The organism is Sphingomonas sp. 179-I 2A4 NHS (assembly GCF_045369135.1).
GTDB lineage: Bacteria > Pseudomonadota > Alphaproteobacteria > Sphingomonadales > Sphingomonadaceae > Sphingomonas.
This window is the reverse complement of sequence record NZ_JBIQFL010000003.1, coordinates 153030-166674: the sequence shown is the minus strand read 5'-3', so window position 1 is coordinate 166674 and position 13645 is coordinate 153030. Positions and strand designations below refer to the sequence as shown.

15 protein-coding genes are annotated in these 13645 nt (G+C 65.3%); 7 read left to right on the top strand and 8 right to left on the bottom strand.

From position 1 onward, the window contains the following. Nucleotides 1-34: 34 nt before the first annotated feature. The 6 genes from ACH0CP_RS06930 to ACH0CP_RS06905 form a co-directional block, all read right to left on the bottom strand. Entirely contained in the window at nucleotides 35-718 is a 684-nt protein-coding gene (locus ACH0CP_RS06930) for a Fe2+-dependent dioxygenase (protein WP_294444070.1), read from the bottom strand. 52 nt (nucleotides 719-770) lie between these two features. Beyond that, nucleotides 771-3188, bottom strand: coding sequence for a TonB-dependent siderophore receptor (locus tag ACH0CP_RS06925; RefSeq protein ID WP_294444071.1), 2418 nt, complete (start codon nucleotides 3186-3188; stop codon nucleotides 771-773). Nucleotides 3189-3266: 78 nt separating this feature from the next. Next, a complete protein-coding gene (locus tag ACH0CP_RS06920; protein WP_294444072.1) occupies nucleotides 3267-3524 on the bottom strand; it encodes a ribbon-helix-helix domain-containing protein in 258 nt (85 codons plus the stop codon). An 11-nt stretch (nucleotides 3525-3535) separates the two neighbouring features. Next, nucleotides 3536-5359, bottom strand: a complete 1824-nt coding sequence (gene cobT / locus ACH0CP_RS06915) for a cobaltochelatase subunit CobT (protein WP_406875546.1) — start codon at nucleotides 5357-5359, stop codon at nucleotides 3536-3538. A gap of 3 nt (nucleotides 5360-5362) precedes the next feature. Continuing rightward, nucleotides 5363-6367: a cobaltochelatase subunit CobS gene (cobS, locus tag ACH0CP_RS06910; protein ID WP_294444073.1), complete on the bottom strand. Its 1005-nt coding sequence runs from the start codon at nucleotides 6365-6367 to the stop codon at nucleotides 5363-5365. 46 nt (nucleotides 6368-6413) lie between these two features. Then, entirely contained in the window at nucleotides 6414-7109 is a 696-nt protein-coding gene (locus tag ACH0CP_RS06905) for a helix-turn-helix domain-containing protein (RefSeq protein WP_294444074.1), read from the bottom strand. A gap of 65 nt (nucleotides 7110-7174) precedes the next feature. Here ACH0CP_RS06905 and ACH0CP_RS06900 point away from each other — a divergent pair, with 65 nt between their 5' ends. The 6 genes from ACH0CP_RS06900 to ACH0CP_RS06875 are packed head-to-tail and all read left to right on the top strand — an operon-like array spanning nucleotide 7175 to nucleotide 10815. Further along, nucleotides 7175-7609 carry a VOC family protein gene (locus ACH0CP_RS06900; RefSeq protein ID WP_294444075.1) on the top strand — a complete coding sequence of 145 codons (435 nt, stop codon included), beginning with the start codon at nucleotides 7175-7177 and terminating at the stop codon, nucleotides 7607-7609. A 57-nt stretch (nucleotides 7610-7666) separates the two neighbouring features. Then, nucleotides 7667-8365 (top strand): glutathione S-transferase family protein, encoded by a 699-nt coding sequence (locus tag ACH0CP_RS06895; protein ID WP_406875457.1) that lies wholly within the window; start codon nucleotides 7667-7669, stop codon nucleotides 8363-8365. Then, nucleotides 8362-9075, top strand: a complete 714-nt coding sequence (locus tag ACH0CP_RS06890; protein WP_406875456.1) for a DUF1428 domain-containing protein — start codon at nucleotides 8362-8364, stop codon at nucleotides 9073-9075. Before ACH0CP_RS06895 ends, ACH0CP_RS06890 begins: the two co-directional genes overlap by 4 nt. Before the next feature lie 10 nt (nucleotides 9076-9085). Further along, nucleotides 9086-9865, top strand: coding sequence for a VOC family protein (locus tag ACH0CP_RS06885; protein ID WP_294444799.1), 780 nt, complete (start codon nucleotides 9086-9088; stop codon nucleotides 9863-9865). Between the two features lie 9 nt (nucleotides 9866-9874). Continuing rightward, on the top strand, nucleotides 9875-10372 hold the full coding sequence (locus tag ACH0CP_RS06880; protein ID WP_294444801.1) for a VOC family protein: 498 nt from the start codon (nucleotides 9875-9877) through the stop codon (nucleotides 10370-10372). Further along, entirely contained in the window at nucleotides 10369-10815 is a 447-nt protein-coding gene (locus ACH0CP_RS06875; RefSeq protein WP_294444803.1) for an SRPBCC family protein, read from the top strand. Before ACH0CP_RS06880 ends, ACH0CP_RS06875 begins: the two co-directional genes overlap by 4 nt. Nucleotides 10816-10833: 18 nt before the next feature. Here the strand turns inward: ACH0CP_RS06875 and ACH0CP_RS06870 are convergent, their stop codons facing one another. Together ACH0CP_RS06870 and ACH0CP_RS06865 are read right to left on the bottom strand one after the other, a co-directional pair. Continuing rightward, nucleotides 10834-12300, bottom strand: coding sequence for a S41 family peptidase (locus ACH0CP_RS06870; RefSeq protein WP_294444805.1), 1467 nt, complete (start codon nucleotides 12298-12300; stop codon nucleotides 10834-10836). Between the two features lie 48 nt (nucleotides 12301-12348). Next, nucleotides 12349-12783, bottom strand: coding sequence for a DUF1810 domain-containing protein (locus ACH0CP_RS06865; RefSeq protein ID WP_294444807.1), 435 nt, complete (start codon nucleotides 12781-12783; stop codon nucleotides 12349-12351). Between the two features lie 66 nt (nucleotides 12784-12849). Here ACH0CP_RS06865 and ACH0CP_RS06860 point away from each other — a divergent pair, with 66 nt between their 5' ends. Further along, the gene (locus tag ACH0CP_RS06860) at nucleotides 12850-13563 is read left to right on the top strand and encodes a YbhB/YbcL family Raf kinase inhibitor-like protein (RefSeq protein WP_406888444.1); all 714 of its coding nucleotides are present in this window, start codon (nucleotides 12850-12852) and stop codon (nucleotides 13561-13563) included. The last annotated feature ends 82 nt before the right edge of the window (nucleotides 13564-13645 follow it).

Sequence of the window (13645 nt, the reverse complement as noted above, 5' to 3'; positions counted from 1 at the left end):
TGACACGCCGGCCGACCGGCCGTCAATCGGCCTGTCAGGCGTCCGCCCAGCGGCGCAGCAGATTATGGTACACGCCGGTCAGGCGGATCGTCGTCGGGTCGTCCTGCCCCTTGTCGCCGGCCACCGCCTGCACCCCGCGGTCGAGATCGAACAGGATGCGCCGGGCACCATCGTCGCGCACCATGGATTGCAGCCAGAAGAAGGATGCGACGCGCGTGCCGCGGGTCACCGGCGTCACATGATGCAGGCTGGACGAGGGATAAACCACGGCATACCCCGCCGGAAGCTTGACGCGCTGCTCGCCGAACAAATCCTCGATCACCAGCTCCCCGCCGTCATAATCGGCAGGATCGGCGAGGAACAACGTCACCGAGATATCGGCGCGGATGCGAAAGTCGGTTCCGCGCTGGATCCGCACCGCATTGTCGACATGCGTGCCGAACGTCTGCCCCTCGCCATAGCGGTTGAACAGCGGGGGGAAGACCTTGAGCGGCAGGGTCGCGGCGAAGAAAAGCGGCGATCGGCCCAGCGCCTCGAGCACCATCCGGCCAGCCTCGCGCGCTGCCGCGCTGTCCTCCGGCAATTGCTCGTTTTGCTTGGCGAGCGCGGATTGATGGCCGGACGTCGCGTTGCCATCGACCCACTCGGCCGCATCGATGATCCCGCGCAGCCGCGCGACGCCCGCGGTATCGAGCAGGTCGGGAACAGCGATCAGCACGGCACGGTCTCCTTCGATCTCGTCATGACGAAGGCCGCACCGCGCTCCATCGTCAGAAGTTGTAGAACAGGCTCAACGTCGCCTGACGCCCATCGCCCGGCACGGCCCAGCCGCCGGTGATCACACCGCTCGTCGCATTCGCATTGTTGCGGATGCCGGTGTAATATTTCTCGTTGGTGAAGTTCTGCACGTTCAGCTGCGCTGTCAGTCCGCCCGCGATCGTGTACGCCATATACGCGCGGTGGATCAGGTAATCGTCGGAACGGAACTGCGGCGTGTCGATGGTCACGCCGTTCACGACGGCGCGCACGCGGTTGTTGAGCGCGAAGCTGCCCTGATAGGTCAGGCCGTAACCGATCTCGAGGCCGAACGGCAGCTTGTAGGTCGTGAACAGGCTGCCGGAATGGTCCGGCGTCTGCAGCAGGTCCTGCCCCGCTTGCGCATCGAACACACCCGCCGCCCGGTCACGTACAGAGATGCTCTGCCGCACCTTGCCGTCGAGATAGGTGTAGTTGGCGAAGATCGTCCATTGCGGCGTGATGTTGCCCGATGCGCCCAGCGTGATGCCGTCGACCCGGCTCTTGCCGTCGAGAACCTGCAGCCCCGCCGGCAGCAGCGGATCGTTGGAAGGGACACGGAAGTTCGTTCGTTCGTTGCGGAAGAACGCGGCGGTCAACTCCAGCCGGCGATCGAACAGGCCCGCCTTCACGCCCGCCTCGTAGTTCTTCGCCGTCTCCGGCGCGCTGGCGCACGGATCCGCCGCACCCGGCGCGCTGATCGTGCCGCAGCCCAGCCGAACCGTGGCCGAAGCCGGAACCTTGGAATTGCCGAAGCTTGCGTAGACGCTGACGTCGCGGACCGGGTGGAACACGCCGCCCACGCGATAGGACAGCAGCTTCTCGCGGCTGATCTGCCGCGCCTGCTGCGCCGGCGTCAGCGGCGCCGTGCCCGGCGGCGTGATCTGCAGCGGCAGGGCGCGGAAGTTCGCATATTGATACTCCCAGCGGATGCCACCGTTCAGCTCGAACAGCTCCCCGATCTCGAGCGTGTCGAACGCGTAGACAGCAAGATTCCGCCACTCGCCCTTGTTCTGGCCGGTGATCGTCTTGTTCACCGGGCCGGTCCATGTTGTGTCTGGATGGCGCAGCGCCAGGATCGGCAGCGGCGTTATGGCGGCGCCGGCCGGGGTGCGCAGCAGGGAACCGGACGAGATCTGATAATCCTCGATCATGCCGGCCACGCCGATGTTCAGCACGTTGCGGAAGGCTCCGCCCCGTTCGCCGCTCTCGACGCGCAAATCGGTCTGGTTGACGAGCAGCTGGTTCTCCTGGTCGCGCACCGTGCCCCGCGGTCCGGACGGCAGATACTGGCCGGGCGCGAGTCCCGACGGGCACGGAATGCCGACGGTCGACAGGCCATTGGCACCCACCGGCTGCAATCCGTTCGGCAGGCAGAAGGTGCCCTGCGGCGCCGAGGTCTGGCTATACTGGCCGACGCGCTGCCAGCGCGTGATGTTGCGCAGCGAAATGCCGTCGCCGGCATCGTGGCGGAACGTCGCAGTCAGCCGGTCGACGACGGTGTCCTGCTTGTCCAGGTTGACGATCCCGTAATAGTCGGCGCGGTCGACGCTCGGCAGGCCGCCGTCGTTCACCAGGCTCTTGAAGTATGGCACGCCATAGACGGGCGTGTTGTTGTCCTCCTGATGGACATACGCCAGCGTCAGGCTCGTCGGCCCATCGATTCCAAGCGTGATCGCAGGCGCCACGCCCCATCGCTCGAACTTCTCGAGGTTGCGGCCCGGGATCTTGTTCTGGTGGTACATCGCGTTCAGGCGAACCGCGACCAGATCGTTGGCGCGCACGTTGCTGTCGATCGCCGCGCGATAATAGTCCGACGTGCCGAGCGCGCCCTGAACGATGGTGAGGTCAACGGGGGTCGGTACTTTGCTGACCAGATTGATCGTTCCGCCTACACTTCCCGAACCATTGAAGACCGAATTGGCACCATTGTAGACCTCGATCTGCTGAAGATTGAACGGATCTGTACGGCTATATTGGGCTGAATCGCGCAGCCCATCGATGGTGATGTCATTCGCGGCGGAATAACCGCGCAGGTTGATCGAATCCCCATAACCGCCGCCGCCCTCGCCCGCGCCGAAGGTGATTCCCGGCACCGTCTGCAGCGCATCGCGCAGCGTCTGGAGGTTCTGCTTGCGCAGCGTCTGATCGCTGATGACGGTGATCGTCTGCGGCGTATCGAGGATGTCGGACGTCGCCTTCGGGCTCTCAACCTCCGGCGGGCGCGCTTCCGCGGTGCCGGTCACGATGATCTCGTCCCGCTCCGCCGGCCTGTCCTGCCCTCCGCCCGCCGTGGGTGCATCAGCCGCAAGTGCCGGTGCGCTGGCGATAAAGCCGACTGCGGCGAGTGCAAGAAAGGCCGGTCCGCTGCGCGGCGCGCCGAGAGTCGACATGAAAGCTGCCCCTTTTTATTTCCCTGGGACGCAGCTATTGCGAGTCGTTCTCACTGTCAACGCTAATGAGAATGACTCTTATTTTTCCGAAACAGTGGTGACGATCCAGGTGCGCAAAGCGCTAGCCAAGTTCGGCGGATCTTCAGCGGCGATGCGAAGCGCATCGATCTGCGCGACGAGGGCGGAAAGCGGCAGCGCGCGGGCCGCGGCCGCCTCTTCCAGCAACTTCCAAAATAGGGGTTCCAGGCTAATCGAGGTGGTGTGCCCGGCGATGGTGATCGAGCGCTTCACCGGTCCGATGAAGCCGTCGGCCGGTGGCATGATCGCCGCAGCCATCGTGCCGCCCGTCAGTTCGCGTCGAACAGCGCCGCCAGCTGCTCGATGATCGTGCCGCCAAGCTGCTCGGCATCCATGATCGTCACGGCGCGCTTGTAGTAGCGCGTCACATCATGCCCGATGCCGATGGCGATCAGCTCGACGGGCGACTTGCGCTCGATCCAGTCGATCACCTGGCGCAAATGCCGCTCCAGATACGAGCCACTGTTGACCGAAAGCGTCGAGTCGTCGACCGGCGCGCCGTCCGAAATGACCATCAGGATGCGCCGCTCTTCCGGTCGCGCGATCAGCCGGCCATGTGCCCAAAGCAGCGCTTCGCCGTCGATATTCTCCTTGAGCAACCCTTCGCGCATCATCAGCCCAAGCGAGTTGCGCGCGCGTCGCCAAGGCTCGTCCGCCTGCTTGTAGACGATGTGGCGTACGTCATTGAGGCGACCGGGCTGCGGCGGGCGACCGGCGGCGAGCCACGTCTCGCGGCTCTGGCCGCCCTTCCAGGCCCGCGTGGTGAAGCCAAGGATTTCGGTCTTCACCCCGCAGCGCTCAAGCGTACGCGCGAGGATATCCGCGCTGATCGCCGCGATCGAGATCGGCCGGCCCCGCATGGAACCGGAATTGTCGATCAGGAGGGTGACCACCGTGTCCTTGAATTCGGTGTCCTTCTCCACCTTGTACGACAAGGATTGCATCGGGTTGATCACGACACGCGCCAGCCGGGCGGCGTCGAGCAGCCCTTCTTCCTGGTCGAAGTCCCACGAGCGGTTCTGCTGCGCCATCAGGCGGCGCTGCAGCCGGTTGGCGAGTCGCGACACCACCGCCTGCAGCGGCACCAGTTGCTGATCGAGATAGCCACGAAGCCGCGCTAGTTCGTCCGCGTCGCACAGTTCGGTCGCGGCGATGATCTCGTCGAACTGCGTCGTCCACACCTTATAGTCAAAGTGCGGCGACAGATCCGCGACCGGGCGGTTTGGGCGAACGGGCTGCATGCCCTCCTCCCCGTCATCCCCTGGCTCGCCATCGAGATCGTCGTAGCTTTCCTCGCCCTGCTCCTGCCCTTCGCCCTCGGTATCGTCGGACTCGCGCTGCTCGCCGCGCTGCTCGCTCTCGGCCTGGCCCTCCCCGTCCTGGTTCTCGCCTTCCTCGCCTTCGTCCTGCTGCTCGCTGTCGGTGCCCTCGTCCTCGTTGCCGCCCTCGTCGCTGTCCTCGGGCGTCTGGTCGCCCTCGACGAGCTCGAGGTCCTCGAGCAGCTTCATCGCGAGCGTCTGGAAGGCGCGCTGATCGTCGAGCGCCAGCGCGAGGTTCGACAGGTCCGCCTTCTGCTCGATCCATTCACGCACCAGCGCGATTCCCGGCGCAGCGGCGGCCGGCGCCTGTTCGCCCGTCAGCGCTTCACGAACCATTAGGCCAAGTGCGGTCGAGAGCGGCACTTCGTCCTTCGTCCGCGCACGGGTGATCGGATCCGCACGCAGCCTGACGTCGAGCGCGTGCGCGAGATTGTCGGTGATCCCGCGATAGCCACGGCTGCCCAGCGCCTCGACGCGCGCATTCTCGACCGCGTCGAACACGGCGCGCGCAACGGCCTCAGGCGGTGCACCGCGCAGGTGAAGCGCCGGATCGTGATGCTTCAATCGCAACGCGAAGCTGTCGGCAAAGCCGCGCGCCTCCGCCACCTGGTCCGCCGGCAGGCTGCGCGCGGGCATCGGCACCTTGAGGTGCTTGCCCGACTGGCTCGGCGCGTCGGCGGTGAAGGCGAGTTCGATCTCCGCCTCGTCGGCAAGCGCCCGCGACGCGCCGCCAAGGACGTTCTTGAAGCGATCGATGGGCGTTTCGGTGGCCAGAGGTTACGCTTTCCCCACCACGCTCTCCGGCAGGTCCTTGCCGAAGACGCGCTGGTAATATTCAGCGACCAGCGGCCGCTCCGCCTCGTCGCACTTGTTGAGGAACGACAGGCGGAACGCGAAGCCGACGTCCTTGAAGATCAGCGTGTTCTGCGCCCAGGTGATCACCGTGCGCGGGCTCATGACGGTCGAGATATCGCCATTGATGAAGCCCTTGCGGGTGAGATCCGCGACGCGGATCATGTCCTCGACCTGCTTGCGGCCCTCCGGCTTGTCATATTCGCCGGACTTGGCGAGCACGATGTTCGCCTCAGTCGCCGCCGGCAGATAGTTCAGCGTGACGACGATGTTCCAGCGGTCCATCTGGCCCTGGTTGATCTGCTGCGTGCCGTGATAAAGCCCGCTCGTGTCGCCCAGGCCCACCGTGTTGGCGGTCGCGAATAGCCGGAAATACGGGTTCGGGCGGATCACCCGGTTCTGGTCAAGCAGCGTCAGCTTTCCCTCGGTCTCCAGCACGCGCTGGATCACGAACATCACGTCCGGGCGCCCGGCGTCATATTCGTCGAAGACGAGCGCGGTCGGGGTCTGCAGCGCCCACGGCAGCAGGCCTTCACGGAATTCGGTGACCTGCTGGCCGTCCTTCAGGACGATCGCGTCGCGCCCGATCAGGTCGATACGGCTGATGTGTGCATCGAGGTTGATGCGGATGCACGGCCATTTCAGCCGCGCCGCCACCTGCTCGATATGGGTCGATTTGCCGGTGCCGTGATAACCCTGCACCATCACGCGGCGGTTGTGCGCGAAGCCAGCCAGTACCGCGAGGGTCGTGTCGGGATCGAACACATAAGCGGGGTCGAGATCCGGCACACGCTCGTCCGCCTCGCTGAAGGCCGGGCACTGCATGTCCGAATCGATGCCGAACATCTCGCGCACGCTGACCATCTTGTCAGGCGCGTCGAGGATCGTCGTCTCGCGGCTGTCGGGAAGCGTGTTCGGAATATCGGTCATGCGCGCCTCGAAAGTAACACGACTGCCTTAGGCGCGATTTCGGGGGTTATTCAACCTTTGCCTTCGCCGGAAGATAGAAGAGATCGATGAAGCGCGCCGCCGCGGCGCGATCGCCGCTGAAGACGAGTTCGCCAGCGCTTTCAGCCTCTTCCAGCGGCCACTTGCCGTAGATGAGGTTCGCCAGCAGCCGCGCGCTGGTGGCGAAATGCACGTCGCCAGCCCCCGTCTCGCGCGTGATCGCAAGTTCACCGTCGGCAAGGCGTGCAACGAACGAGTCGGCACCCATAGTGAAGCCGACCGTCATTGTCGGCATGGTACGCGCTCGTCCGTGATCGATGTTGACACGCAGAGACATCATCATCGACGCGGCGGACAGCGACAGCAGCGGATTATAGTCCGGTGATCGGGCGGCCCAGGCGGCCAGCGCCTTGATCGGCTCCTCCGCCTGGTATCCCCAAGGGGTCAGTTCATAGACCTGGACGTTGGCCGGCGACGGCAGCTTCACACGGCGGAGGATGTGCGCTGCCTCCAACCCCTCCAGACGCTGCGTCAGCACATTCGCGCTGATCCCGTTCAGCGCCGCCTTGATCTCCCCGAAGCGCCGGGCGCCGAACAATAGCTCTCGCACGATCAGCATCGACCAGCGCTCGCCGACCAGTTCCATCGCGAGCGCAGTGCCGCACGCATCATCATACCAGCGCCTGGCCGCACGATCCTCCTTGGTCACTTTTTCTAACTTCATAGTTGCTTTTAGTAACTGTTGCCGGCATCAAAGACAAGGATCGAGTCGGCAAAGGAGTGTTTGCCATGGCCAAGAAGATCTTCGTGAACCTGCCCGTCAGCGACGTTCCCAAGGCGACCGCCTTCTACGAAGCACTCGGTTTCACCAGGAATCCGATGTTCTCGAACGAGCAGGGCTCCGGCATGGTGTGGTCCGACGAGATCGGCGTCATGCTGCTCGATCGCGCATTCTACGCCACCTTCACGCCAAAAACGATCATCGACGCGCATTCGCAAAGCGGCGTGTTGTTGGCCTTGGCGTTCGACAGCCGGGGCGAGGTGGATGCGATCACCGAGGCGGCGATAAAGGCGGGCGGGCGCGAGGCCCATGATCCGGAGGACCACGGCTATATGTACAGCCGCGCCTTCGAAGACCCCGACGGCCACGGCTGGGGACCGTTCTTCATGGACATGGCCGCCGCTGAACAGACGATGGCGCAGCCCGAAGCGGCCACCGCCTGACGCCCCGCCCGAGCACGCATCGCCGGCAACTGCCGGATCAATGACAGGAGAGAGAGGATGTCGAGACCCGTCATCACGGCCTTCGACTGGGTGCCCCCGTTCGCGGAGGGCCAGGTGCGCGACCTGCGCGTGCGCTGGGCATTGGAAGAAGCTGGCCAGCCCTATGAGGTTCGCTATCTCAGCCAAGGTAGCCAGAAACACGCGCCGCACCGTGCGCGCCAGCCGTTCGGGCAAGTGCCGACCTATGAGGAAGGCGATCTCACGTTGTTCGAGAGCGGCGCGATCGTGCTCCACATCGCGGAGCGGTTCGGCGGCGGGCTGCTCCCGAGTGATCCCGGCGCGCGCGCGCGCTCCATTGGCTGGATGTTCGCCGCGCTCAACACGGTCGAGCCGCCGATCATGGATCATGCCATCTGCACTTTGTTCGAGGCGGAGCAGCCCTGGTCGAAGCCGCGGCTGCCCTCGGTGGAAACGCGCATCGACGAGCGGATAGGCGAAGTTTCCCAGGGGCTCGGCGACCGCACCTGGCTGGATGGCGACACTTTCACCGCTGGCGATTTGCTAATGGCCGATGTGCTTCGGATCGTGTCTGGCGACGGTTATCTCGACCGCTACGACAATCTCGTCGCCTACGTTGCGCGCGCGACCGCGCGACCTGCCTTCCAGCGCGCGATGGAGGCTCAACTGGCCGGCTTCACCGGCAGCCCGCCGCCCGAAATCAAGGCGTGGCTCGAACGCCAGGGAGAAGCCGCATGACCTATGTCGATGGCTTCCTGGTCGCCGTACCGACCGCCAACAAGCAGAAGTACAAGGATCATGCGGAAAGCGCCCTGCCCCTGTTCAAGGAATTCGGTGTCGCCCGGATGGTGGAAGGCTGGGGCGATGACGTCCCCCGCGGCGAGGTGAACGATCTCTATGGCGCTGTGCAGGCGAAGGATGACGAGGCGGTCCTGTTCAGCTGGGTCGAGTATCCCGACAAGGCGACGCGCAACGCCGCGGGCGAGAAGATGATGAACGACCCGCGGATGAAGGCCATCCACGATATGCCGTTCGACGGGCAGCGCATGATCTATGGCGGGTTCGAGCTCCTGCACGAGGACGGGCCGGGCGGCGCGTGCGGTTATATCGACGGGGTGGTGACGCCGGTGCCGGAGACGCAGAAGGACGCCTATCGGGCCTATTGCGCGGCGGTCGATGCGGCGTTTCTGGAACATGGCGCGACGCGGGTGGTCGACACTTGGGGCGACGATGTCAGCGATGGCAAGGTCACCGACTTCCGGCGCACCGTAAAGGCGGAGCCGGGGGAAGCGGTGGCGTTCGGGTGGATCGAATGGCCGTCCAAGCAGGTCCGTGACGCGGCGTGGGAGAAGCTAATGAGCGACGAGCGGCTCGCGCCGAGCGACCGGCGCCCGTTCGACGGCAAGCGCATGGTGTTCGGCAGCTTCACGCCACTGGTCGATCGTTGAAGAGGGCAGGGTGCGCAACGTGCATGGCTCGCCGATCTGGTACGAATTGCTCACGCCGGAGCCCGAGCGGGCAATCGCTTTCTATGAGGCGGTGGTCGGGTGGAAGTTCGGCGACCGGCCGGCGGATGGTCCCGACTATCGCATGATCATCGCTCCCAACGGGGAAAATACCGGCGGCATGATGCCGCTGTGGCGCGAGATGATCGATCAGGGGGCGAAGCCGACGTGGCTGTTCTACATCGGCGTTGATGATGTCGATGTGGCGGTGGAGAGGATCACGGCCGCGGGGGGCAGCGTCCACCTTCCGGCGCGCGACATACCGGGGGTCGGCCGCCTGGCGATGGTGGCGGATCCGCAGGGCAATACCTTCTACGTCATGCGCGGCGCGGTCGACGCACCGAGCACCGCCTGGGAACGGACGGGCATGGGCAAGTGCAACTGGAACGAGCTTGCCACGGCCAACCCGTTGGACGGACAGGCCTTTTACGCCGATGTGTTCGGCTGGCGATACCCGGACAAGATGGTCATGCCGGACGATCTGGGTGATTATACCTTCATCGAAATCGGCGCTGAGACGATCGGCGCGATGATGAAGATCAACGACCAGCAGCCGCCTGGATGGCTGTTCTACTTCCGCACGAACGACATTCAGGCCGCCAAAAAAGCGGTCGAAAATGGCGGTGGAACGGTCCTGTCCGGTCCGATGACGGTGCCAGGTGGCGACGAGGTGATCGTCGCTGGAGACCCGATGGGGGCTGTTTTCGGCGTCGTTGCGCCAGGCAGAGCGTGAGGAGACACCATGAGCGACGACAAGATGGTGACGTGCCTGTGGTTTGACCAAGGCCAGGCCCGCGAGGCCGCGACCTTCTATGCCAGCATCTTCCCCGACAGCGGGATCAAGGCGATCCAGGCATCTGCCGCGGATAACCCGTCGATGCCCGCAGGCGGCGAGCTGACGGTCGAATTCACGGTGCTGGGCCGACCGTTCCTGGGATTGAACGGCGGGCCGAACTTCAAGCCCAATGAAGCGGTGAGCTTCATGGTGATGACCGAGAGCCAGGAAGAAACGGATCGCTACTGGGACGCGATCGTCGGGAACGGCGGGGCCGAGAGCGACTGCGGCTGGTGCAGGGATCGCTGGGGCTTTTCCTGGCAGATCACGCCGCGCGCGCTGATGGAGGCAATGGCCGATCCTGACCGCGAAGCGGCGAAGCGGGCGATGGAGGCGATGATGACGATGCAGCGGATCGATATCGCAGCGATCGAGCGCGCCCGCGCCGGAGCCAAAACCGTATGAGCAACGAATTGCGGATCACGCGGCTGATCGATGCCCCCGTTTCGACCGTTTGGCGTGCTTGGACCGATCATTTCACCGAATGGTTCGTGCCGCGCCCATGGACGGTCGAGCTTGTCGAAATGGATCTTCGCCCCGGCGGCCGATCAGCAATGATCATGCGCGGCCCCGATGGCGAGGAGAACCCGTCCGAGGGCGTTTATCTGGAGGTGGTGCCGGAGCAGCGGATCGTTTCGACAGACGCTTTTGCGCCCGGCTGGGTGCCGCAGGGGCCATTCATGCTCCGGATAGACGAGTTCGCCGATGAAGGCGGCAATACGCGCTACAACGCCATCGCGCGCCATTGGACCGAGGACGCGCGCGACCAGCACGCCGCCATGGGGTTCGAGCCCGGGTGGAATGCGGCGACCGACCAGCTGGAAGAGGTCGTCCGCCGGATTCGGTGATGACGTCCCGGACGGCGATTAGTACGCCCCCGGCGTCTCGCGCTGCGCCGTAGTCGGGCGCGCGGGCACGAGAAGCTCGCGCCGCGCGGGCACGTCGCGCGTGCGCGCGGCGGAGGCACTGGCACTCGCCCCGCCGATGCGGGTGCAGCTGCGCCCGGCCAAGAAGTCGAGCGCCTGCCGGGTCGATGCTTCGCGCGGATCGCCGAGCGGATAGTAGAGATCGTCGCCGGCCTGACAGGTCGCCTCCATGACGGGTGCGAGCCCGTTGTAATAGGCCCCCTGCCGGGCGGCATTCTGCGTTGCGAACGCCACCACCCGCAGGCGATCGTCGCACGCGGTGAGATCGCGCGCGATCTGGCCGACCGGCTTGCCATAGGTGTTGGTGCCGATCAGCGCGGCGTTGCCGTGCAGATAGGGCACGAACGCGTTGATCACGACTTCGCTGGCAGAGGCGCTCTGATCCGTGCCGATGAAGGCGATCTTCGTCGGCGACACGGATTGCGGTTGCGGCGAGAAGAGGCGCTGCTCGTTCTCGGACGATTTCTCCGATCGGTAGCTGATGTAGCCGAACACCTCGTTCGAGGAGCGATTGCCGCCGAGCAGATCGCCGAGCAGCTCCGCGGTGGAGACCAGCCCACCGCCATTGTAGCGCAGGTCCACGATCAGTTCCGTGATGCCCGCCGCGCGGAGCCGCGCAAAGCCGTCGCGCAGCGCCTGATCAGCGGTGGAGATGAAAGTGCGAAGGTTCACATAGCCGACGCGGCGCCCATTATCCTCGATGATCTTGACGCCATAGCGACTGGAAACAGGCGCGATCTCGTAATCGGCCTGAGCGATCGTCACGTCCCGCTCTGCACCGCCCGGCACGCGCACCCGGAAGACGCGCGACACGCCGGCCTGCGACGGCCCGAGCGCATTGTTGAGCGCGTTGACGCCACCCGACTGGTACAGGCTGGATACGCTGAGCAAACCCGCAACCGTTTCGCCGATCGCGACGATTTCGGCCCCGCGATCGACCCCGGCGGCGAGCGCCGGCGTCTGTTCGAACGTTTCCGTCACGAAGATCCGCCCCGAGGCATCGAGCGCCAGGCGGAAGCCATAGCCGGCGCTGGAGCCACTTTGATAATAAGCATTCTCCTCCTTGATGGAGGTGACGTAAGTGAAATAGCGATCCTTGTTCTGCGCCCGCGCCGTGGCAGTCAGCGCGTCGACATAGTCCGACAGGTCCGAAAAGCCGCCCGGATTGAGGCTGGTCGGCAGCGTCTCAGGGAAGAGATACCATTCGCGCAGCTGCGCCGCAGCCCAGTCCTGCCGGGCGCGAAGGCTGCAGGCACCCGTGGGCGTCGGGCTTGGCGAAGGGGTTGGCACCGCAGCGGTGCCGCCGCCAGCGACCGGCGACGAGCCGCCATCGCCGCCCCCGCAGCCGGAAACGAGCGCGAGCAGCGCAACGGACGCGGCAACGCGCCGGCGGAAGTTCCCCATCATGATATCCCCCCATTTTCCAAGGGGGTTAGCGCAAGCGCCTGATGCGCGCTAGGCGCCTGTTCGGCCTTTCAGCACATCAATCGTTGCCGCGTCCTCTTGGCCGGCAAAGAAGCGGTCGAGCGCGGCCCGGAAGGGCGCCGGATCATCGGCGGCAAGGGCAAACAACGTCATCGAGGAACGCAGCTTCATCGCATCGACGTCGCCAAGGGTCGTCTCCGCGCTGCCAGGCGCAGCCAGCAGCGTCGCCGTCGCCTCGTACAGCCGGGCCCCGAGTACCGGATGTGCGAGATAGGCACGCGCCTCGTCGAGCGAGGCAATGCCATAGGTATGCGCCATGGCGCTGCGGCCGAGCCCGCGAAGCTGCGGGAAGATGAACCACATCCAGTGACTGGTCTTTCGTCCGCGCCGCAGTTCGCCAAGCGCGTCTTCCCAGACGCCCTGTTGCGCGGTGACGAAACGATCGAGATTGTGCGGGTCTGCCATCAGCGGCCAACGCGCGGGTGGGACCGCGGTGCCGCCTGACGCGTTTGATGGATCGGAGGAGGTACCATGTTAGAACATGTTCCCGCATGGCTTGGCCGTGCGCTTTCCGGCATCCGCGCGGGTGCGGACAAGCTGGCGATCGTTCAACCCGAACTGGGCGGTCGTTTCGACGCCCTCGATCTTTCCAGCCCCGCCTTCGCGAATGAAGGGCGATTGCCACCCCGCTTCACCGCGGACGGCGCCGGCATTTCCCCGCCGCTGGTGTGGGGTGCCACGCCCGAAGGCACGATGATGCTGGCGCTTCTGGTGGAGGATGCGGACGCCCCTGCCCCGCAGCCGCTGGTTCATGCGGTGGTATGGGGCCTGCCCGCGGATGCCGCGCGGCTGGCGGAAGGTGCGATCAGCGCCGATGGCACGGGTAGCGAGGAGCGCGGCGACGTCGGCCGTCATTCCTATTTTGGCGAGGGCTGGCTGCCACCCGATCCCCCGACGGGACACGGGCCGCACCGTTATGCCTTTCAGCTGTTCGCGCTGGACGCTTCGGTGGAGGATCCCGGCCCATCGCCCGGCCGCACCGCGCTGATGCGGGCGATGGCCGGGCATGTGTTGGCTGCGGGATTGCTCATTGGCACCTATTCACGTGGTGAGGAAGGAAGGGTGGAGCCGGTTCAGGCGACCACGGCGGCAGCTGCATTGACGTATAGCAGCAGGGCCGAGGAGCTGGCGAGCGCGGCAACGGCGAGGGCGGCGGAGCGGAACATGGCGATATCCTTTCGGTGAGAGTGAGAGTGGCTGGTTGCGGTCAGGCGATCGGCGATACGGGCACTGCAGCGCTGATCATCAGGGCGGCGAATGCGAGAGC

Bases quoted from the DNA above. Each gene is read 5' to 3' on its own strand.
- ACH0CP_RS06925 (WP_294444071.1), bottom strand. From the start codon at position 3,188: ATGTCGACTCTCGGCGCGCCGCGCAGCGGACCGGCCTTTCTTGCACTC.
- ACH0CP_RS06920 (WP_294444072.1), bottom strand. From the start codon at position 3,524: ATGGCTGCGGCGATCATGCCACCGGCCGACGGCTTCATCGGACCGGTG.
- cobS (WP_294444073.1), bottom strand. From the start codon at position 6,367: ATGACCGATATTCCGAACACGCTTCCCGACAGCCGCGAGACGACGATC.
- ACH0CP_RS06905 (WP_294444074.1), bottom strand. From the start codon at position 7,109: ATGAAGTTAGAAAAAGTGACCAAGGAGGATCGTGCGGCCAGGCGCTGG.
- ACH0CP_RS06900 (WP_294444075.1), top strand. From the start codon at position 7,175: ATGGCCAAGAAGATCTTCGTGAACCTGCCCGTCAGCGACGTTCCCAAG.
- ACH0CP_RS06895 (WP_406875457.1), top strand. From the start codon at position 7,667: ATGTCGAGACCCGTCATCACGGCCTTCGACTGGGTGCCCCCGTTCGCG.
- ACH0CP_RS06890 (WP_406875456.1), top strand. From the start codon at position 8,362: ATGACCTATGTCGATGGCTTCCTGGTCGCCGTACCGACCGCCAACAAG.
- ACH0CP_RS06880 (WP_294444801.1), top strand. From the start codon at position 9,875: ATGAGCGACGACAAGATGGTGACGTGCCTGTGGTTTGACCAAGGCCAG.
- ACH0CP_RS06875 (WP_294444803.1), top strand. From the start codon at position 10,369: ATGAGCAACGAATTGCGGATCACGCGGCTGATCGATGCCCCCGTTTCG.
- ACH0CP_RS06870 (WP_294444805.1), bottom strand. From the start codon at position 12,300: ATGATGGGGAACTTCCGCCGGCGCGTTGCCGCGTCCGTTGCGCTGCTC.
- ACH0CP_RS06865 (WP_294444807.1), bottom strand. From the start codon at position 12,783: ATGGCAGACCCGCACAATCTCGATCGTTTCGTCACCGCGCAACAGGGC.
- ACH0CP_RS06860 (WP_406888444.1), top strand. From the start codon at position 12,850: ATGTTAGAACATGTTCCCGCATGGCTTGGCCGTGCGCTTTCCGGCATC.